Below are 22057 nucleotides of genomic sequence, written 5' to 3'. Positions count from 1 at the left end.
AACTTATAACGAACTTTGAAGTAAAGTTTGCAACGAAATGGTTTTAATTAATTCACCTTTTTAATTTGTTGTAATAATGAAAAAGCACAATTTTTATGCAGGGCCTTCAATTTTGCCCGAATTTACAAAGGAAAAAACAGCGGAAGCAGCGGTAAATTTTGCGGGAACAGGGCTTTCTGTAATGGAAGTTTCGCACCGAAGCAAAGAGTTTGTTGCCGTAATGGACGAAGCACAAGCATTGGTAAAAGAGTTACTGCATGTTCCCGACGGTTATTCTGTACTGTTTTTACAGGGAGGTGCGAGTACACAGTTTTTAATGGTTCCTTATAATCTGATGAACAAAAAAGCTGCTTACCTGAACACCGGTTCCTGGGCTTCAAAAGCAATTAAAGAAGCAAAACTGTTTGGCGAAGTGGTTGAAGTTGCATCGTCAAAAGATGCAAATTTTAATTATATACCAAAAGGATATGAAGTTCCGGCCGATGCTGAATATTTTCATTACACAACAAACAATACCATTTACGGAACAGAAATCCTGAAAGAGCCGGAAGTTGCTATGCCACTGGTTGCCGATATGTCATCAGATATTTTCAGCCGCCCGCTTGATGTGTCAAAATACGCTGTGATTTATGCCGGCGCGCAAAAAAACCTTGGCCCTTCAGGTGCGACTTTGGTTATTGTAAAAGACGATGCCCTGGGGAAAGTTGAACGGACGATTCCAACAATGCTTGATTATAAAATCCATGCTGATAAAGGATCGATGTTTAACACACCTTCAACATTGGCAGTTTTTGGTTGCTTGCAAACTTTAATCTGGCTAAAAGACCAGGGTGGAGTAGAAGCCATTGAAAAAGTAAATATTGAAAAAGCATCTATTCTTTATGATGAACTCGACCGTAATAAATTATTTGTTCCTACAGTCGCTGATCCGGAAGATCGTTCAAGAATGAATGTAACTTTTGTTATGGCGCCTGAATATGGTGAAGTTGAAAAAGAATTTCTCGAATTTGCAACAGCAAGAGGAATGATTGGTATCAAGGGACACCGGTCGGTAGGAGGATTCAGGGCTTCAATCTACAATGCGATGCCCACTGACAGTGTTAAGGCGCTGGTCGAAACCATGCAGGAATTTGAAAAAATAAGATAAAAAAGATGCAGGGTGAAAGCCCTGCATTTTTTTTCTGCACTAAAAATTTGAGTTATGAGAAAAATCTTAATTGCTACTGAAAAACCTTTTGCTCCTTCAGCAATAAAAAAAATAGGTAAAATTTTTAAAAAGGAGGGCTACGATTTACTACTACTTGCAAAATACAGTTCGAAGGAAGAGCTTCTAAAGCGTATTCCTGATGTTGACGCAGCCATTATCAGAAGCGATAAATTTGATGCAGAAGTTCTGGATGCTGCAAAGAAGTTAAAGATTGTGGTTCGCGCCGGCGCCGGCTACGATAATGTGGATCTGGATGCAGCAACCCGGAAGGATATAGTAGTAATGAATACTCCCGGACAGAACTCCAATGCGGTAGCTGAACTTGCAATCGGCCTGGCCATTTTTGGAATTCGGGAAATGTTTAGCGGCAAACCGGGTGGCGAACTCCGCGGTCGCACACTCGGACTGCACGGATTTGGTTTTGTGGCACGAAATGTTTTTCGTATTGCACGTGCTATGGGGATGAAAGTAATTGTATATACACGCTATAGTAAACATGCTGCCGCTGCTATCGGGCTAAAAGTAACCAATTCGCTGGAACAGTTATATGAAAAAAGCGACATCGTATCCATTCATGTTCCGGCAAGGGGAGAACATATAAAATCGGTAAGCTACGAAGTATTGAAACACTTAAAAGACGGTAGCATTTTGGTAAATACTGCCCGAAAAGAAGTAATAAACGAAACGGATTTGCTGAAGATTATGGAAGAAAAGCCAGGCTTAAAATACATGTCGGATATTACTCCCGACTGTGAGGCAGATTTTGTTGAAAAATTTGAGGGGCGCTATTTTTTTACACCCAAAAAAGCAGGGGCGCAAACCGCGGAGGCAAATATTAACGCCGGAGTTGCAGCGGCAGAACAAATCGTCGGTTTTTTTGAAAAAGGAGATAAAACTTATCAGGTGAATAAATAAAGCCCGCCTAAGCTCCCCACAGGAGAGGAATTTTTTAGGAAAAGATTATTCTAATTGTTATCGCTATTGGATTTTAGATTTCTATTTTTGATGGTCTAAAATCTATTTGTATCAATATTCAAAATCTATTTCAAATGGCAAAAATAAAACCATTTAAAGGGCTGCGGCCACCAAAAGAAATTGTCGAAGAACTGGCATGCCTTCCCTACGATGTAATGAATTCGGAAGAAGCAGCTCGAATGGCTGACGGAAAAGAAAAATCGCTGTTGCGGATCACAAAAGCAGAAATTGAATGCCCCGGTGTGGACGATATTCATTCTGAAATCGTGTACAACAAAGCGGTTGATAATTTTACTGCTTTCCATGGAAAAGGATGGCTGCAACAGGATGGACAGGCAAAATATTACATTTATGCGCAAACCATGAATGGAAAAACGCAGTATGGAATTGTAGGCGCTGCTGCCTGTGCCGATTATGAAAATGGAATCATCAGGAAGCACGAGTTAACCCGGCCGGAAAAAGAGGAAGACCGAATGGTACTGACCCGTTATTTAAATGCCAATATCGAACCTGTATTTTTTGCATACAAAGCTGTTCCTGAAATTGATAAAATTGTAGCTGAAATCGTTAAAAATAATCCCCCGGAATATGATTTTACGGCAGAAGATGGTTTCGGACATCATTTCTGGACGATTGATTCCGTGGAAACAAATAAAAAAATTGAAAGGCTTTTTGCAGAGAAAGTACCTTTTACCTATGTTGCCGACGGTCATCACCGCACGGCAGCAGCAGCCCGAATCGGGTTGGAAAAGACAGCACAAAATCCAAATCATTCAGGAGATGAGGAATATAATTTTTTTATGGCAGTTCATTTTCCGGATGATCAGTTGCAGATTATCGATTACAATCGTGTGGTTGCCGATTTAAATGGTTTGTCAGATGTTGACTTTCTGGCGGAATGTTCAAAAGGATTTGAAGTTGTAAATATGGGAGAGGAAATCTATAAACCTTCAAAATTACATGAGTTCAGTCTTTATCTTTCCGGAAGCTGGTATAAACTTACAGCAAAAGAAGGAACCTATGATGATGAAGACCCGATTGGCGTTTTGGATGTAACCATTCTTTCAAAACAGATTTTAGATCCGGTTTTGGATATTAAAGATTTAAGAACTTCGAAAAGAATTGATTTTGTTGGCGGAATTCGTGGTTTGGCTGAGTTAAAACGAAGAGTCGACTCAGGGGAAATGAAAGCCGCTTTTGCTTTATATCCGGTTTCTATGCAGCAGTTGATAAATATTGCCGACAGCGGAAACATTATGCCGCCCAAAACCACCTGGTTTGAACCCAAACTACGCTCAGGCCTGGTTATTCATAAACTCGACTGATAAAACAAATCAAATGTCCCGGGGAGAAAACTCCGGGATTTTTTTGCCCTTAATTTAACAGTTACCTTTTTTTCAGCATATTCCCAATTCAAAAACAAGCCTGAATTTTTCTTAATTTCATCGTTCAAAACAGATATTTATGGAACTTGAAAATATTTCACTGGCAAACATTTACAAACGGAAAAAAACCGATCGTGATATTTTTCAGGAATTGATGCCCACTAAAGTGAAAGAGGTGCTCCTGATTGCTACACTTTACGACTCGTATTCCATTGTGCGTGAAGGACAGTTTAGCGATAAAATTTTTGGTGAGTATTTACAGCTAAATTTATATGCAGCTCCACGCTTTACAAGTGTTAACTCACAGGAAGATGCACTTTTAACGCTAAAACATAAAGATTTTGATTTAATTATTGTTATGGCCGGAGTTGACAAAGATACACCTGTTCAAACGTCAAAAGAAATAAGGGCCATTCGTCCCAGGGTTCCGCTTTTGTTGCTTGTAAACAACAATGCCGATTTACGGTATTTTCAGGCGGAAGGAAGAAAGCTGGATTCAATCGACCGTATTTTTGTCTGGAACGGGAACTCGAATGTTTTTCTTGCCATGATAAAATATATCGAGGATAAAAAAAACGTGGCCCGCGATACACAAAACGGAAATGTACGGGTTATTCTTTTGGTGGAGGACAGCATTCAATACTATTCAAGGTATTTGCCGATGCTCTACACTACAGTGATGACACAAACCCAGATTTTGGTTCAGGAGGATGCTACCGACGAACTGCATAAGATTTTAAAAATGAGGGCACGTCCGAAAGTATTGCTGGTTGATACTTACGAAGAGGCAGTTCGTTTAATTAACGCTTACCGCCGGTATATTTTGTGTGTAATTTCCGATGTTAAGTTTGAGAAGGATGGCGTGGATGATGAAGATGCCGGAATTGAATTACTAAAATATGCCAAACAGACCTTTAAATATCCGATTCCATCGTTGTTGCAGTCGCATGATATTTCAAATGCCGAACGCGCCAAAAGTGTAGGTGCCGATTTTATCAACAAAAATTCAGAAAGTTTGTCGATGGACATTCTGAATTTTCTTTACCGGAGGCTTGGATTTGGGAATTTTGTATTTAAGGGTATGGATGGTAAACCCCTGGCCGAAGCAGAAAATCTGCAGGAGTTTCAGGAAAAATTTAGTTCCATTCCGGCTGAGGCAATGTTGTATCACGGAAAACGAAATTCTTTTTCCACCTGGTTAATGGCACGCGGTGAAATAAATATGGCCGAAAGATTACGTCCCATAAAAACCGAAGATTTTGAGTCAGCACAGGAGTTGAGAAATTTTTGTCTCAATGTTTTTCGTTCGGTTCGATACGAAAAATTAAAAGGAACCATTGTAAACTTTGACCCGGTTCTGGTTGATCATAATCGTTTTGTCGTAAGGCTGGCGAAGGGATCTCTTGGGGGAAAAGGCCGCGGAATCGCTTTTATTTGCCATATTATCGAAAATATCGATTTTCAGAATTATATCCGGGGGATGAATATTCGAATCCCCGCTACAGCAGTTTTAGGAGCCCTGGAGTTTGATAAATTCATCGAAATGAATAATCTGTATGATGATATTTATTCATTAAACGATTTTGAATCGATTCGTCAGCATTTTCTTGAGTCGGAGTTTGACGATAAAATCCGAAAACGGCTTATGAAATACCTCGAAACGATGAAAAAGCCACTGGCGGTTCGTTCTTCCGGTTTGTTTGAAGATTCTTTGCTGCAACCTTTCTCGGGGGTTTATTCAACTTATCTTATTCCCAATAACCATGCAGATATTTCAGTTCGTTACCAGCAATTGGAAACGGCGATTAAATTGGTGTATGCCAGTATTTTTACCGATTCAGCACAAGCTTATTTTGATGCGGTGAACTATAAAATAGAGGAGGAGAAAATGGCGGTGGTTATCCAGGAGGTAATCGGGCACAATTATAACAATAAATATTATCCAAGCGTTTCGGGTGTGGCACAGTCGTTTAATTACTATCCCATATCATATATGAAGCCGGAGGATGGTTTTTCTGTAGCTGCCGTTGGTTTGGGAATGTATGTGGTTGGCGGCGAAAATTCCTACCGCTTTTGTCCGCTTTATCCAAACATTAATCCAACTTCAGTTAAAGATCAGCTCAGAGACTCGCAGAAACATTTTTATGCAATTGACCTTACCAAAGACAATTTTGATTTAATTACCGACGGTGAGGATGCTGCAATAAAACGGTTCCGGATAAAAGATGCTGAAGAAGACGAGACCCTCGAACATTCTACCTCCACTTATATAATGGAGAATGATGATTTGGTCCCGGGAATTCAAATGAACGGACCCCGTGTTGTCGATTTTGCAAATATTCTAAAATACGGCTACTTGCCACTGGCTGAAACTTTACAGGTGTTATTAAAACTTTTTAAAGAAGCGATGGGCTCACCGGTTGAAATTGAATATGCCATCGATTTGGAGAAAGCTGAAAACGGATTGCCAACATTTTATCTTTTGCAGATAAAACCATTGATCCGTATAGAGGAAAAAGTGGAGATTAATTTGGGTGCTGTTGACGAGGATAAAATACTTATGTACGCCGAAAGGGGGATGGGAAACGGAAAGATAAACCATATAAAAGATGTGGTTTTTGTCGATCCTGCAAAATTTGATAAGATGAAAACCAAACAAATGGCAGAAGAGATTCGTAAACTGAATCTCCGTTTTGAAGCACAGGGCAAAGAATATGTTCTGATAGGACCCGGGCGCTGGGGCTCGCGGGATCCATACACCGGAATTCCTGTTTTGTGGGCGCACATTTCCAAAGCGCGTATTATTGTGGAAATGGGGCTGCCCGATTTTCCGCTGGACGCCTCTCTTGGTTCACATTTTTTCCACAATGTAACGTCAATGAACGTGGGCTACTTCTCTGTGCCGCACAATTCACGCAGCTCAAAGTTGAAAATGGAGAAACTTACCGACAAAAATCTGGTTCAGGAAACAGAATTTATTAAACATGTAGAGTTTAAAGAGCCCCTGACGGTTTTAATGAATGGCAAAGAACAAAAGGCGTTGATTTACTGCTGAAAATAAGAATTTGATTAAATTGTTGGTGGATTATATTTACTATTTTTTGTTCGATACCTTTTTAATAAAATTGATTTTCGCAGTTTTGTTTAACAAAACAATTGGTATGCCCAACAGGTCTATCGAATAAAAAAACTGAATTTCATCGGATGATATATTGTATGACAAGTCCACAACCGAATAATCTAAAGTATGGGTTGCCAGGGCAATATCATCTGAGTTATAAAATGTCAGCTCTATTTTATCGCTGTATCTGCCTTTATGTTCAACTTCTTCGATTGTATAATATTCCTTTGTGACAAATTCAAGGTGAAAAGACTGATATCCATAGCCGTAGCCATAAGCGGAATTGGCTGAATAGTTGGTACTTGCAGACGCCTTCTTTTCGGCTCTCTTAATTATGAACTGGTCAGTTACTTTCAAATCGATATTATTGGAAAAAAACTGGAAGTTGGTTTCAATTCCTCCCAAAGATTCTTCCAGACTTTGGGCACAAATATGCACAACCGATAGTTGAATAACTGCGAACAAAAAGATTTTTACTTTCATGGTATTATATTTTAGTTTTGGAAATAAGCTGAAAATGAAACTCAACTTTATTGATTTATTTGGTATTTAACAAAAAATGAGCCACAAAAGAACCAGCTATTTTATCTTTAACCTAATGTAAAGAGAAGCTGCTTCGAGTTCTCGCCTGCCGTTTAATAAATGACAGAGACAAAGGGCGTTGATTCATTACCAATGGAAATATTATTCCTGGATCCGGCAATTGTAACGCTTTTGTTAATTACGGACATCCACAGTTTAAACTCAAAATTCTGGTTATTGTTTTCTGATGTCGACCTGTTTTTATCAGGTTATACGTACTTTTCTATAACTCTTATTTTTCTTAGCTGAACACTACAAAGCCAACTCAAAAAGAAAGACAATATGAATGTCAACGAAAATTTAATAAAAGCCGGAATATCAAATCTTAACAACAGGAACTGACACCAGACAACAAAAATATAATGAATCAGGTATATCAAATAGGCGTTTTCTGATAGTGAATTCCAAAGTTTATTTTCTTTATTTGCCAGTTTTCTAAAACTTGTTATAAAGGCAATACTACTAATTGTACACGACGCGGCATAAATTACATAATAAATCATCCACGCATAAAATTCTTTAATAAGGTTGTTCTCTAACATTTGTTTTAAAGGCTCGGAAACTGCAGTTAAAGTGGAATAAACAAGCAGAGACAACAAAAGCCAAAGCCACCATTTTTTTACCGTTGCAGAATGGTTTGAAAATATTTCGCTGTTGAAATTTGTGTTTCCGAGCAGAATCCCAAGTGCAAAGTATCCAAAGTAGAGAAATATTCGGCTTAACTGAAAATCAAAAGGACCAAATCCTACCCATTTGCCAGCCCCAACTGTGTATGAAAGAGGTACATAAAGTATCCATGTGATACAAAACAAAAAAAGGAAAAAAGAAAAAGGTTTGTTTTTTGCATTTGAAAGTTTTGTGCCAAAGTTATTGCTCAATTTTGAAAAGAGAGGTTGACACAAAGCAAAGAGAAGATTAAAAAGAAATAGTATCCATATAAACCAGGGGGGGCCAACCGGCCATTTTTCTGGTCCGAAAAAATCTTTTACATAAGCTAAAATGTCAAAGTTATTGTGGCCAACATAATAGGAAGGAAAATAAGCAATGAGCATAAAACCGGTTCCCAATAATAAAAAGGGTATGAAAAGTCTGTAAAATCGGTCTTTTATAAAAGTAATTGTGCCTTTTTTATTGACACTTTTTATTAAAAATAGCCCACCTACCAGAAACATAAGTGACATAAAAAATACATCATTAAAATTTTCAAAGATATCAAGGCCGACCCACCTTTTTGTATCAACGATAGCATGTGTTGAATTGATATAGGTCTCTTTGTCAAATCGGGCGAAAGTAGTATAGGCAAGTGATGAATGATGTGCTACCACCATCACAGTTATTGCCGACCGTAAATAGTCGACCCAAAGATTTCTGTTTGAGATGTTTTTCATAAAGTTTTCTGGTTTTTTAGCGGTGAGACGTTTAGCAAGGTGAATAAGTTACAATCGTTCAGCTTGACTGTATTTGTGTTCAAACAGCCAGGTTATCTTAGTGCTTGACAGATAGTTTGTTTTTGGGTTTTCTGCCTTGGTTGTTTCACCGGTTGATATCTCCGGAATATGCGCAAATAAAGCTTATACATGTTAAAAATGCTGAAGAAAATAATAATATGAAAACAGTGTCTAGGATGATGTCAGGATTGTTTTGCCCCGGGATATAACCAAAAATTCCCAGTTCCATAACAATCAACCACGAAATCATTGCTGCAGCTAAACTGAAGATCCAAAACGAAGACAATATTTTTCTTAGGCCGAAGGGAAATATTTTTTTCCACCAACCCAGCGCTTTGTTTATTTGGCTGGCAAAAGCCCATGTGGGAATAAAAACGATAATAAAACCGATTCCACCGCCAACAAGAATTAATAAAACAGTTAATAACAGGAAAATGGTTGTACCATGTTTGGTATGGATATACTTCAAAGACCAAACAATTATGGCTAAACCTGCCAGGACTGCAAAAATGCCTGTAATCAGAAAATTATGAATTATTGTAAAAGCCCCTTCCGTTCCATAAAGCCAAAATCGATGGGCTTCGCCAATGGCTTCAATATAAAATCCGTTGGTAGGAGTAAAGCCCTGAAGAATCTCAAATACTCCGTGATTAACAATGCCTGCCAAACCAAGCAACACTCCCATTGCCGATGCGGTTATTCTGGTTTTTTTATTAAAATAGGTCATCGGGATTTTTTGTTTTTATTATGAAATATACGGTTTCAATCCTTTTTGTTCGCTGAAAACCCACTGATTATTTTGTTTTTCTACCTTTTGTAACGGTAATGCCCGATTATTTTGCAACATTAGTGTCCGGTAAATTTTTACCGGACACTAATGACAGATTAAAATGTTCAGAAGAAATAGATGTAAAAACAGAATCTTTGTTTAACAGCCATTCTCTCTCTTGTCCTTTATTGCTATACGGAACGAAGATTAGAATGACTAATATTAATATCCGGTCTCTCATTGATTAACTGTTTATTACGACCAACCCCACCCTATGATGTGCAGTGGTTTATGCGTTGGTGTTTTATTTTAGTATTTCCATTATATTTTTAGCTGGTTTTTCACATTCTTTGTCACTTAACCAAAGATTGAATGCCTCGTTTAATACTTCTTTTGTTATTGTTTGGATTCTTTTTAACGGGTTTTTACTTTTTTGAAAATCTATTTCGCTTACAAAATGGAAGTAAATATCATTTGCCTCGGTATCATAATTATCAAGGTCACTTACACTTTTTGCCTGTTCTCCTAACGGATTCCAATTTGTAAGAATATTTTTGATTTTTTCAATCTTTTCCAGCCTGTCTTTATATTCTTTTGATTCTTGAAAATTAGTCATTTTTGTTTTTTATTTTTTTTGTTCTGTCTGCAATTTCTCTGTAATTTTTAAAATCTGATTCAATTTGATCAAATGTTTTTCCAATAGTTACTTGTCAGACGAGAGTCTGACTGTCCGACCGAAAACGAGGCAGGCACAAGATTCGACTGTGTAGATTCGAGCCACCCTCCAGCCATGTCAAATACCATATGTTGGGCTTTAGTTGCTTTTTTCTGTTGTCATTTTATTTAATTTCCTTTTGATGCTTTCATTATTGGGATCAATTTTCAATGCAAGTTTATAAACCTTTATTGCTTCTTTATTATCGTCTTGCAATAAAAGTGTTCTTGCCATTCCATTGTAACCTGAAATATAATCAGGATACAAATCAATAAGTAGCTGATAAACTTGAATAGCCTGGCTGAAATAACCGTAATATCTCAAGCTATTTCCCCAATCGTATAATTCATTTTTTGAAAGTTCAAACGACGGGTGTTGTTTAACTGTATTTTTATATACCCTTATCATATTATCAAAATTGGCGTTATAAACCATAAATTTAAAGTCAGAAAAATCGGGTATCGAAGGTAAATATGAGGTTGTGACAAGTCCACTGTTTGACAGATTATTGCTTAATTCATCAAATCCTCCCTGTTTTTTATTGTTATTGACTTTATTTATAAATAATACTATCAGATTGTTTAATTTCTGGTACGCTTTAAATTTTACTGAATCAACAGAGGTTTGTAGTAAATATGTGATTGATTTAAAATCTTTATGATTAAAAGTTAAAGTTTTGCAATAGTATCTGTCAGCGTGACTCATACTATCAAGATATATCCTTGCTTTATTGAAATCTTGGGTTGAAATTGACAAAACCGGACAATTTACTTTATTTAAATCGTTGTAAACAAATTCCTTATATCTGTTTAAGTCATGTACTATTGAACCATCAAGCGACACCAGTGAGGAAATTCTGTTATCCCTTATTTTTGTCAATATATTTACATATCCCCCTATGCTATGACCAACTAAACAGATTTTAGAATTGTCGACAAATGATAAGTTATTTGTTTCTGCGATTAAAAACTGAACATCACGTATTTGATTCTCATAATCTATCGTATTGGGCTCCATCCATCTCTTATCTGAACCTTTGGAATTGAAGGATATTACAACATATCCTTGCTTCGCAATTTCCTCACATAACATATGATTTTCAAAAGAAAACCCATTCATTCCGGGAATATATATTACTAAAGGATATTTTTCATCTAAGTGTTTTGAGTTTAAATATGATTGTGTTGTGTAATTTATTAGACTTGAAAAATGAGCCTTACTGATGTTATAATAGTCAGCAAATTTATCAGCAGGGCTTATTATAGAATCTTTTACATTGTAATCTTTTTTCTCATTCAATTCAATTGTGGGTAAAAAATTACCAAATTTCACTTTTTCATCAGACTCTGTAATGTTTGATGGATACCACATTGATATGGTAACAACCCGATAGTTGTTTATTGAATTCCGCAAATTCTGTTCTTTGTTTAACAAATTATCATCACGAGAATAATCTCTATACACGTTTGATTTGTAACCAATATTATACTCTTTCTCTCCATTCTGACAAACAGTAATCTGAGGAATGGCAAGAAGCATTAATATAAATAATCCTAATTTATTCATCTGTAGTTTTATCATTGCAGTATGTTTTTTGCAATTGGGCACAATGCTTAGCTCAGCATTGAAGCACATTTCTTTTGGACACATTGAAACGAAGTTTCGCCGACAAAAGTCAGCGCTTGCTGAATGTGCTTCAACAATATCGTGTAAGAGCAGTAGCGGATTTATTGCAATTACTTTTCGGTTTACAAGATACTTTAATCTAATGAAAAAACGGTTCGAGTTGGCACTCAAACCGCTATTTCTTATACATAATAATATGGGTGTTTTATTAATCTGAATGTAATCCAATTATTACATATGCTTGAGAATCAAGTTCTCATTACGGCACCGCCATCCACACATATAGTTTGACCCGTAATCCATTCAGAATTATCTGAAAGCAGAAAAGCAACCATAGCTCCCATATCTTCAGGTTTTCCAACACGTGGGGCAGGTATCATTTGCATAACCATTTCTACCAAATGACCGGAGTTTTTTAAACCACTCTCAGTTACAACTAAACCTGGAGAAACAGCATTACAACGAACGCCTTGCTTCCCAAATCTGCTGGCTACATTTCTTGTCAAAGCTCCGATTCCTGCTTTTGTAACCGAATAGCTTAATTTATCAGGCATCGCAGCATACACAGCATCAGATATTGTATTGACAATAGAGCCTCCTCCTGCTTCCAAAATGTGTGGTAACGCATATTTAGAGGTTAATAAATAACCGGTTAAATTGATATCGATATTTTTTTGCCAGTCTTGTATATCTATATCCAATGGATTTGTATCCTTTGCCACTTCCTCCGGATTTATGTTTGCCGCAACATTGAATAATCCATTTATTTTTCCATAGGTATTTACACCCAAAGAAATCAAATTCTTAACCTGTCCTTCATTAGAAATGTCCAGTGTTGTCGCAATTCCATCTCCTCCGGATTCTTTTATAACATCCACACATCTCTGAGCGTTTGATAAAACAATATCACCAACTACAATTTTGGCACCTCCGGTACCTAAAAATTGTGCCACCCCGTCTGCAATGCCTCCGGCTCCTGCGAATACGTAAACTTTGTTTTTTAATCCTTCCATAATTATTTGTTTTTTAATTACGGTCAAATTAACGTACTAAATACGAGGTATTTTAGACGCCTCCGTCTAATCGCTAAAAGTTCAATATATTAATCAGACTTTTGATACTAAAGTTTTTAAGCCTTTAAAATATTCGTGAAGCCAATCTTTATTTATTGTTTCATCTGTTATTTGAAGGAAAAAATTTTCGAGTGAAAGTTTTAAAACTAATTCATTTAAGGGTAAATTCTTATCAATACTGAGCAACTCGTACCATAAAGGAACAATTGCCAGGATGGTCATCTCATTTACGGTTTGAAAACATTTTTTGAACTCAATATTTTCTCTATTTACTCGCAATTGCCGATTGAATAAGAGGTCGATTTTATGTTCAACTAATACCTCTATTAAGTCATTAAGGTCTGTACAACCCGATTCTTTTACAGTCACAATTTTAGACTGTTCTATGTGGTGTGATAACAATATACTTGTGAATATTTCAAGATCAGCAAAAAGGTGATAGAAAGAAGATTTATTTTTCCCTATTTCTTTTGAAATCCGTTCAATTTTAAGCCCTTTCGGGCCTTCTAATGCAAAGGTACGGTATCCTGTTTCTATCCAATCCTTTTGTATATCTTTCATCTGGTTTAAATATTGACTAACGTTAAATTACGTTTATTTTATTTTGTATCCCTTTATTATCATTTGTTTTCATCCGTTTACCCTTTCATTTTTTCCAAAAAATTCCTCAAGATTTTACCTTAGCTAGTGAATTAATCAGCTCTAAAAGATTAGATATTTTCATCCCTAATCTAATCGATTTTTTCAATAAACTGGATTAAGATAAGAAGACTGCCCGGGCTTTCGCAGGAATGCAATCAAAAAAAGCGAAAGGTGCGCACAATCATACGATAAAAACGGAACAATGAATCAGGGATTTTGGGTAATCAGATCCTCAGTTCTTCCATCCGGTTCAAAAAAATGTTTTTATAGCTTTCTCCAATCGGAATGTATTTATCGTTTATAACCACCTGGGTTTTGTTGATTGCCTTTATGTGGTCAAGCCCAACAATATATGACTTGTGAATCCGTGAAAACTTCTCGGACGGGAGATTTTGCTGTAGACGTTTTAATGAATTTAATGTAATAATCGGTTTGGCATTTTGTGAGGTATATATTTTAATATAATCTTTTAATCCTTCAATATAAAGAATGTTGTCGAGCCGCACCAAAATGGTCTGGTAATCGGTCTTTACCAGCACAAACTCATTGGACTGGCCATTGTTTTCCACACTTTCCTTTTCTTTTTCGTGTCCCGATTTTTTCTCACGAAATGTATAATGAAGAAGGGCTTTATTGGCAGCCTTTAAAAAGCGGTCAAAAGAAAATGGTTTTAACAAAAAGTCAATTGCATTCAGGTTAAAACCTTCAATGGCAAGATTGGCATTTGATGAATAAAAAATAAATAAGGGTTTATCATCGAGACTCTTTATAAAATCAAGCCCGGATATTTTTGATAAATCGGTATCAATAAAAATAAGATCAATTGGCTGTGTTTGTAGTATTTCGTATGCTTCGAAAACCGAAGTACAACTGGCAACCAAATCAAAATACGGAACTGTTTTTATAAACTCGATAAGATTAATTTGTTCTGTTGGCTTTTTAATAACAATGCACCTCATAACTCTGATTTTTTTCTTTTAATTTTCACACCACATTGTTGTTTAAATACATTTTGTTTTCTGCACAATTTTCAGGTTTGATATTACTTACTACAGGAAAGTATTTAAATACCATAAAAAAATGATCTGTTTTTTTATTTTTATTTCTGAAAGGAAGATGGATAAAGCTGCGGAAAAGTTGCCGGAAGTACCATTTATTTTCATTTTTTTTTGCCGGTTAATTTATGGCAAGGTACAGGGAAACGGATTTTTGTCCTAACTAATATTTCTTATTTAAGCCAAAGAAATGTTAACCGGAATAAGAAAAAGTTAAATGATTTTTTTTGTTTTGTATTGATTATCAGCATGGTTGTTGTTTTTGGAAGTTTTTCTGATTTGTTTAAAAATCCTTCAAAGGTTAAAAAATGAATATTGCTTCATAAAGAAAACCGCCGCACTATTAGTTTTAATAATTCAGAATGGTTTCAATCCGTAACATCTGCATTCGTATTTTGTAATTATTGTTTTTAGAACCCAATATATTTTTTTCTTATCTTTCGAAATCAAAAAAACCGGCATGTCAAAATTCCCGTTTTACCAGCAATACGATGCAATGGACTGCGGCCCAAGTTGTTTGCGGATGGTCGCAAAATATTACGGGAAACATTTTTCCACTGAATTTTTACGGGAGAAGTCATTTATTACCCGCGAGGGGGTTTCTTTACTTGGTATCAGCGACGCCGCCGAAGGAATCGGTTTGCGTTCGATGGGGGTGAAAATTTCGTTCGGGCAGTTAAAAAAAGAAGCTCCGCTTCCGTGTATTGTTCACTGGGGGCAAAACCATTTTGTAGTGGTTTACAAATTCAAAAAAGGAAAAGTTTTTGTCGCCGATCCGGCTTTTGGGAGGCTTGAATATTCTGAAAGCGAGTTCAGACAAAAGTGGCTCGCTACAGTAAAGGAAGGGGAGGAAAAAGGGATTTGCCTGTTGTTGCAACCCACTCCCGATTTTTACCAGGAAGCCGATGAAAAAGTAAAACGGACGGGTTTCAGGTTTGTGTTAAACTATTTGAAACCCTACCGGAAACTGGTGATTCAATTGCTTCTTGGTTTTTTTCTTGGCAGTCTAATTCAGTTGGTTTTGCCATTTCTTACACAAAGTATTATCGACGTCGGAATCAGTAACCAGGACATTGGTTTTATCTATCTGGTTCTGGCTGCACAAATGGTTTTGTTTATCAGTCGTATGTCGGTCGATTTTATTCGGTCCTGGATTTTGCTTCATATTTCAACACGAATAAATATTTCAATTATTTCCGACTTCCTGATAAAACTGATGAAACTTCCGCTCGGATTCTTCGATTCAAAAATGATAGGAGATATTTTACAACGTATTGAAGATCATGGCAGAATAGAACGCTTTCTCACCGCACAATCCATCGGTATTTTGTTTTCGATGTTCAGCCTGGTAATTTTTGCTGTTGTGCTCGCTATATACAGCTTGAAGATACTCCTGATTTTTATTGTGGGCTCAGTACTTTATTTTGTATGGGTTTATATTTTTATGAAACGAAGACGGGAGCTCGATTATAAACGGTTTAGAAAATTATCGGAGAATCAAAGCAAACTCATCCAGATTATTAACGGGATGCAGGAAATAAAGCTTAATAACTACGAAAAAGAAAAACGCTGGGAGTGGGAGCGTATACAAGCCGGGCTGTTTAAGGTAAGTGTAAAGAGTCTGGCCCTGGAACAATACCAAAACGCCGGCTCGGTATTTATTAACGAAACAAAAAACATCTTGATAATTGTAATTGCCGCAACCGGGGTTATCAACGGAGAATTAACCCTTGGGATGATGTTGGCCATACAATATATATTAGGGCAGCTAAACAGTCCGCTCCGGCAGTTAATATATTTTATGCATCAGGCACAGGATGCAAAAATAAGTCTGGAACGTTTGGCTGAGATACATGAGAAAAAGGATGAGCAGGAATTTGCAGGAACAAAAGTTAAAATGCTTCCCGAAAATAAAAGCATATCCATTTCCAATCTTGTATTTCAATATGAGGGGCCGCGGTCACCCAAAGTATTAAATAATATCAATCTTGAAATTCCGGAAAATAAAACAACTGCTATTGTTGGAACCAGCGGAAGCGGAAAGACGACATTAATAAAATTAATGCTCGGATTTTATCAGCCGGTGGAGGGCGAAATAAAAATTGGTGGTGTACGACTGGCGAACTATTACCAGCCCATGTGGCGCGACAAATGTGGTGTGGTTATGCAGGATGGTTTTATTTTTTCCGATTCCATAGCACGGAATATTGTGGTAAGCGAGGGAGCAATTGACGAACAGCTGTTTTTGCATGCAGTAAAGATGGCTAATATTCAGGATTATATCGACTCGTTGCCCTTAAGTTACAATACCGTTATCGGGCAGGAAGGATCAGGGCTGAGCCAGGGGCAAAAGCAACGGATTTTAATTGCCCGGGCTATATACAAAAATCCAAGCTATTTGTTTTTTGACGAGGCAACAAATGCACTTGATGCAAATAACGAAAAACTCATCATGGAAAATATGGATGAGTTTTCAAAAGGAAAAACAGTGGTGGTGGTTGCTCACCGTTTGAGCACTGTGAAAAATGCCGATCAGATTGTGGTTCTTGAAAAAGGACAAATTGTTGAAATAGGGAAACATCAGGAATTAATTGATAAAAAAGGAAAATATTACAGGCTGGTAAAAAATCAGTTGGAATTAGGAAGTTAAAAAACCTCTTAAAAGGGAACGAGAAACAGAAAAGGTAAATATGCCGGATAATACAGGAAATACAGCAAACGCAACCAATTCACCTCAGGAAGCAAAACCGCCAACCGGAGGTAAAAGGGGCGTTATAGAAATCCGTTCAAGTGAGGTGCAGGAAATTCTGGGTGGAGTTCCCGCACGTATTGTGCGTTTTGGCATTTATATCTTTCTTGCTGTGTTTGCTGTTATCATTATATCTGCGTTTGTTTTCAAATATCCTGAAGTTTTACGTTCCAGCATTGTAGTAACAACCGAAAATCCCCCGGCTACTTTAGTCGCCCGTTCCACCGGTAAAATAGAACAATTGCTGGTTGCCGACAACGACAGGGTAAAAGCAGGGCAGGTAATTGCGCTTATCCAAAATCCCGCTGAATACAGTGATGTACAAAAACTTGATGTGCTGATTGATTCTGTTCAACCTGTTTTTGACAGCCTGGGTTTTTCAATTCGTCCAGTTTTTGATAAAAACCTTCAGCTCGGAACAATCCAGGAATACTATTCACTGTTTTTAAAAAAATATGATGAGCTGCTTCTGTTTGTTGAACAGAATTACTATCCCCGAATGAATGAATCGTTAAAACAGCAGCGCAACATGGCTCGTATTTTATACGACAGACTGTGGGAGCAAAAAAACGCAGTAAATAACGAGTACGAAATAAGAAAAAGGAATTTTGAGCGACAACAAGGATTAAAAGACCGGCAGGTAATTGCTTCCACTGACCTGGAATTGGCTGAAGCCGAGATGTTGAGTAAAAAAGGGGAACTCGACGGTTTGCGGTCTCAGCTTGCTGAACGTGAAATTGAAATCAGTGAACTGGAACAGAAGATAATTGAAAATGAAAAACTGTATTCCGACCAGAAAAACAAATTCAAATCAGAGCTACAGGAAGCATTCAATATTTTAAAAAGCGAAGTGAGTAATTGGGCGCTAACCTATCTTATGCGATCTCCTACCGAAGGAGTTATTACTTTTAATAAATTTTGGAGTGTCAATCAAAATGTTACTCAGGGCGACAGGGTATTTACCGTTGTTCCCGAAAACCTTGGTGAGCTTGTTGGGAAAGTAGAACTTCCTATTCGCGGTTCAGGAAAAGTAAAACAGGGATTGGATGTTAATATAAAATTTGATAATTATCCCTACATGGAATATGGTTTGGTAAGGGGAAAAGTAAGCAATGTTTCTCTTGTTCCGGCAGAAGATAATTTTTATATGGTCGAAGTTGTTTTTCCTGAAGGATTGGTTACCAATTACGGGAAGTCTCTTGAACTTCAAAATCAGTTAATGGGGCAGGCCGAAATTATAACGGAAGACCTGAAATTGATACAGCGTATATTTAATCCACTCAAAGCGTTATGGAAAGAAAGGGTAAATAATTAATTTTTCTCTGTAGGTATCTTTTATTCCCCCGATATCAATCTTAATTTTTGGAAAAAAGAAGTAAAATGTTATTGTTCTTTGGTAAGAATTTGTACTTTTGCGTGCCGTTTTAAGGGGGTGCTATGCATTTTTCCCCCGAAACGTATTGTTTTTAAGGATTTTTGCATACTTTTGCAGTCCGTTTTGAAAAAGTATTATTAACGTTATAAAAAACAGGTATTTATGCCAACTATTCAACAGTTAGTTAGAAAAGGAAGACAAACTAAAGTTGAGAAGAGTAAATCTCCGGCTTTAGATTCATGCCCGCAACGTCGCGGTGTATGTGTGCGTGTTTATACCACAACTCCCAAAAAACCTAACTCAGCGATGCGCAAAGTAGCAAGGGTAAGGTTAACCAATGGAAAAGAGGTAAACGCGTATATTCCCGGTGAAGGACACAATTTGCAGGAACACTCCATTGTATTGGTACGTGGCGGCAGGGTAAAAGACTTACCCGGTGTACGTTACCACTTGATTCGTGGTGCTCTTGATACAGCAGGTGTAGAAGGACGTTTGCAACGTCGTTCAAAATATGGTGCTAAAAAACCCAAAAAGTAAAAAATAGTATTTAACAACGTTATTTGCAGTGGTTTGGTTGAGTAAGGTTTTCTTTCAAAATGTCTTCCGAAGAAAACGCTGAAGACCGCCTACGGGCAGCCAATTTAAATAACACTTAAAAGTTTTAAAATGAGAAAGACGAAACCAAAAAAGCGGATTTTGCTTCCGGACCCAAAATTCAACGATACTTTGGTAACCCGGTTTGTCAACGATTTAATGGTAGATGGTAAAAAATCTACTGCTTATGCCATTTTCTATCAAACATTGGATATGGTTGAAAAAAGAGTGAAAGATACAGAACTTTCGCCTCTTGATGTTTGGAAAAAAGCATTGGAAAATATTACTCCGGCTGTTGAAGTTAAAAGCCGCCGTGTAGGTGGTGCTACTTTCCAGGTACCGATGGAAATCAGACCGGAAAGAAAAACCGCAATCAGTATTAAAAATATGATATTGTTTGCCCGGAAGCGTTCGGGTAAATCAATGGCCGATAAATTATCTGCAGAAATTGTGGCTGCATTTAATGAAGAAGGTGGAGCTTTCAAAAAGAAAGAAGATACCCACAGAATGGCCGAAGCAAACCGTGCGTTTGCACATTTCAGATTTTAGTTTAGAAAATGGTATAGTTTAGTTTTTAAGATTAGTAAAAATAGGATTAAGAAAATTGGTTTAAAAAATGGCTAAACAAGATCTGAAAAATACAAGAAACATTGGTATTATGGCGCATATTGATGCGGGTAAGACCACAGTAACAGAGCGAATTCTCTTTTACACGGGATTAACGCATCGTATTGGTGAAGTTCACGATGGCGCTGCTACCATGGACTGGATGGAACAGGAGCAGGAAAGAGGCATTACAATTACTTCTGCTGCTACAACCACTTTCTGGAAATATAAAGATGCTGAACACAAGATCAACATCATTGATACTCCCGGGCACGTTGATTTCACCGTCGAAGTTGAACGCTCGTTACGTGTTTTGGATGGTACCGTTGCACTTTTTTGTGCAGTAGGTGGCGTTGAAGCTCAATCGGAAACGGTATGGCGTCAGGCCGAAAAATATGGTGTTCCTAGAATCGCTTTTGTAAATAAAATGGATCGCCAGGGAGCCGATTTCTTTAATGTATATAATGATATTAAAGAAAAACTGGGAGCAAACCCGGTACCTGTTCAAATTCCGATCGGTGCTGAAGAAAGATTTGAAGGAGTTATCGATCTTATTGAAATGAAAGCCATTCGTTGGTTCGACGATGAAAATATGGGAACCAACTACAGCCTCGAAGAAATTCCTGAAGAATTGATGGAACAGGCTGAAGAATGGAAAGAAAAACTGGTAGAATCGGTTGCCGAAGTTGACGATGCAATTTTGGAACGTTATTTCGAAGACCCTGATTCTATAACAAAGGAGGAGATGCTTACGGTTATTCGCCGTGCTACTATTGATGGGGTTATTATCCCAATGATGTGTGGATCAGCATTTAAAAATAAAGGAGTTCAGCGTTTGCTCGATTCAGTATGTGCTTTCCTTCCAAGCCCGCTTGATAAAGGAGATGTAACAGGTAAAAATCCGGTAATTGATAAAGAAGTTACCCGGACAGCAGATGTTGACGAACCACTTGCCGCTTTGGCATTTAAAATTGCTACCGACCCGTTTGTTGGTCGTTTGGCATATATCCGGGTGTATTCAGGTAAAATTGAATCCGGTTCTCAGGTATTAAACTCAAGAACAGGTAAAAAAGAGCGTATTTCACGTTTGTACCAGATGCACTCAAATAAACAAAATCCAAAGGATGTAATTGAAGCAGGAGATATCTGTGCAGCAGTTGGATTTAAAGATATTCGTACAGGTGATACCCTTTGTGATATTAAAAACCCGATCGAACTGGAGAGTATGGAATTTCCGGAACCGGTTATTGGTATTGCGGTAGAACCAAAATCACAAAAGGATTTGGATCGTCTTGGAAACGGTTTAGCCAAACTGGCAGAAGAAGACCCGACATTCCAGGTAAATACTGATCCTGACTCAGGTCAAACCGTAATTCGCGGTATGGGAGAACTTCACCTCGAAATTTTGATCGACAGGCTGAGACGTGAATTTAAAGTTGAGTGTAACCAGGGAGCTCCCCAGGTAGCATATAAAGAAGCAATTAGCCAATCGGTTGAGTTACGCGAAGTATTCAAAAAACAAACCGGTGGACGTGGTAAATTTGCTGATATTATTGTTCGGGTCGAACCCGCAGACGAAGGAGTACAGGGTTTACAATTTGTCGACGAGGTAAAAGGTGGAAGAATTCCACGTGAATTTATTCCTTCCGTGCAAAAAGGATTTCAGGAAGCACTGTCAAACGGACCGCTTGCGGGATATCCGATCGACAGCCTTAAAGTGACATTGCTTGACGGTTCTTTTCACCCGGTGGATTCAGACCAGTTGTCGTTTGAAATTTGTGCGAGACAAGCATTTAAGAATGCGGCCTCTAAGGCAGGCCCCAAATTGCTTGAACCTATTATGAAACTGGAGATTGTTACTCCGGAAGAATATATGGGTGATATTATTGGAGATTTGAACCGTCGTCGTGGTGATATTGCAGGAATGGAAACAAAAGGCGGTGCAAAAGTATTAAACGCAAAAGTTCCGTTATCAGAACAGTTTGGTTATGTAACGGTATTGCGTACGCTCTCGTCTGGGCGTGCTACTTCGTCAATGGAGTTTAACGACTACCAGGAAGTACCGCGTCAGTTGGCAGAGAAAGTATTGGAAAGTGTACAGGGAAGAGTTGATTTATTAAAATAATTTATAACAA

Annotated in this window: 17 protein-coding genes; 9 read left to right on the top strand and 8 right to left on the bottom strand. The window is 37.5% G+C overall.

What is annotated here, in order from left to right; all coding sequences use genetic code 11:
• Positions 1 to 76: 76 nt before the first annotated feature.
• The 4 genes from serC to GM418_RS04045 all read left to right on the top strand — a co-directional run bounded on the left by serC (position 77) and on the right by GM418_RS04045 (position 6622).
• Positions 77 to 1147 carry a 3-phosphoserine/phosphohydroxythreonine transaminase gene (gene serC, locus GM418_RS04060; RefSeq protein ID WP_158863406.1) on the top strand — a complete coding sequence of 357 codons (1071 nt, stop codon included), beginning with the start codon at positions 77 to 79 and terminating at the stop codon, positions 1145 to 1147.
• 54 nt (positions 1148 to 1201) lie between these two features.
• Positions 1202 to 2122 (top strand): NAD(P)-dependent oxidoreductase, encoded by a 921-nt coding sequence (locus tag GM418_RS04055; RefSeq protein ID WP_158863404.1) that lies wholly within the window; start codon positions 1202 to 1204, stop codon positions 2120 to 2122.
• A 134-nt stretch (positions 2123 to 2256) separates the two neighbouring features.
• Positions 2257 to 3507 (top strand): DUF1015 domain-containing protein, encoded by a 1251-nt coding sequence (locus tag GM418_RS04050; protein WP_158863402.1) that lies wholly within the window; start codon positions 2257 to 2259, stop codon positions 3505 to 3507.
• Positions 3508 to 3646: 139 nt separating this feature from the next.
• The gene (locus GM418_RS04045) at positions 3647 to 6622 is read left to right on the top strand and encodes a PEP/pyruvate-binding domain-containing protein (protein WP_158863400.1); all 2976 of its coding nucleotides are present in this window, start codon (positions 3647 to 3649) and stop codon (positions 6620 to 6622) included.
• A 39-nt stretch (positions 6623 to 6661) separates the two neighbouring features.
• Here GM418_RS04045 and GM418_RS04040 read toward each other — a convergent pair whose 3' ends face one another.
• The 8 genes from GM418_RS04040 to GM418_RS04005 form a co-directional block, all read right to left on the bottom strand.
• Positions 6662 to 7171, bottom strand: a complete 510-nt coding sequence (locus GM418_RS04040; RefSeq protein WP_158863398.1) for a hypothetical protein — start codon at positions 7169 to 7171, stop codon at positions 6662 to 6664.
• 308 nt (positions 7172 to 7479) lie between these two features.
• Entirely contained in the window at positions 7480 to 8658 is a 1179-nt protein-coding gene (locus GM418_RS04035) for an acyltransferase family protein (RefSeq protein ID WP_158863396.1), read from the bottom strand.
• 145 nt (positions 8659 to 8803) lie between these two features.
• A complete protein-coding gene (locus GM418_RS04030) occupies positions 8804 to 9445 on the bottom strand; it encodes a hypothetical protein (protein WP_158863394.1) in 642 nt (213 codons plus the stop codon).
• A 346-nt stretch (positions 9446 to 9791) separates the two neighbouring features.
• Positions 9792 to 10103, bottom strand: coding sequence for a hypothetical protein (locus GM418_RS04025; protein ID WP_158863392.1), 312 nt, complete (start codon positions 10101 to 10103; stop codon positions 9792 to 9794).
• Between the two features lie 198 nt (positions 10104 to 10301).
• On the bottom strand, positions 10302 to 11852 hold the full coding sequence (locus GM418_RS04020; RefSeq protein ID WP_158863390.1) for a tetratricopeptide repeat protein: 1551 nt from the start codon (positions 11850 to 11852) through the stop codon (positions 10302 to 10304).
• A 224-nt stretch (positions 11853 to 12076) separates the two neighbouring features.
• The gene (locus GM418_RS04015) at positions 12077 to 12841 is read right to left on the bottom strand and encodes an SDR family NAD(P)-dependent oxidoreductase (RefSeq protein ID WP_158863388.1); all 765 of its coding nucleotides are present in this window, start codon (positions 12839 to 12841) and stop codon (positions 12077 to 12079) included.
• A 93-nt stretch (positions 12842 to 12934) separates the two neighbouring features.
• Positions 12935 to 13462, bottom strand: a complete 528-nt coding sequence (locus GM418_RS04010; RefSeq protein WP_158863386.1) for a TetR/AcrR family transcriptional regulator — start codon at positions 13460 to 13462, stop codon at positions 12935 to 12937.
• A gap of 305 nt (positions 13463 to 13767) precedes the next feature.
• Positions 13768 to 14502: a LytR/AlgR family response regulator transcription factor gene (locus GM418_RS04005; protein ID WP_158863384.1), complete on the bottom strand. Its 735-nt coding sequence runs from the start codon at positions 14500 to 14502 to the stop codon at positions 13768 to 13770.
• A 556-nt stretch (positions 14503 to 15058) separates the two neighbouring features.
• Here GM418_RS04005 and GM418_RS04000 point away from each other — a divergent pair.
• The 5 genes from GM418_RS04000 (at position 15059) to fusA (ending at position 22047) form a co-directional block, all read left to right on the top strand.
• On the top strand, positions 15059 to 17248 hold the full coding sequence (locus GM418_RS04000) for a peptidase domain-containing ABC transporter (RefSeq protein ID WP_158863382.1): 2190 nt from the start codon (positions 15059 to 15061) through the stop codon (positions 17246 to 17248).
• Positions 17249 to 17288: 40 nt separating this feature from the next.
• A complete protein-coding gene (locus GM418_RS03995; RefSeq protein ID WP_158863380.1) occupies positions 17289 to 18662 on the top strand; it encodes a putative HlyD family type I secretion protein in 1374 nt (457 codons plus the stop codon).
• Positions 18663 to 18884: 222 nt separating this feature from the next.
• The gene (gene rpsL, locus GM418_RS03990; protein WP_158863378.1) at positions 18885 to 19259 is read left to right on the top strand and encodes a 30S ribosomal protein S12; all 375 of its coding nucleotides are present in this window, start codon (positions 18885 to 18887) and stop codon (positions 19257 to 19259) included.
• A gap of 129 nt (positions 19260 to 19388) precedes the next feature.
• Positions 19389 to 19865: a 30S ribosomal protein S7 gene (gene rpsG / locus GM418_RS03985; RefSeq protein WP_158863376.1), complete on the top strand. Its 477-nt coding sequence runs from the start codon at positions 19389 to 19391 to the stop codon at positions 19863 to 19865.
• 67 nt (positions 19866 to 19932) lie between these two features.
• Positions 19933 to 22047 (top strand): elongation factor G, encoded by a 2115-nt coding sequence (gene fusA / locus GM418_RS03980; RefSeq protein ID WP_158863374.1) that lies wholly within the window; start codon positions 19933 to 19935, stop codon positions 22045 to 22047.
• The last annotated feature ends 10 nt before the right edge of the window (positions 22048 to 22057 follow it).

Source organism: Maribellus comscasis, from assembly GCF_009762775.1.
Lineage (GTDB): Bacteria > Bacteroidota > Bacteroidia > Bacteroidales > Prolixibacteraceae > Draconibacterium > Draconibacterium comscasis.
The sequence above is the reverse complement of the archived record's forward strand: the minus strand, read 5'-3'. Positions and strand labels throughout refer to the sequence as shown.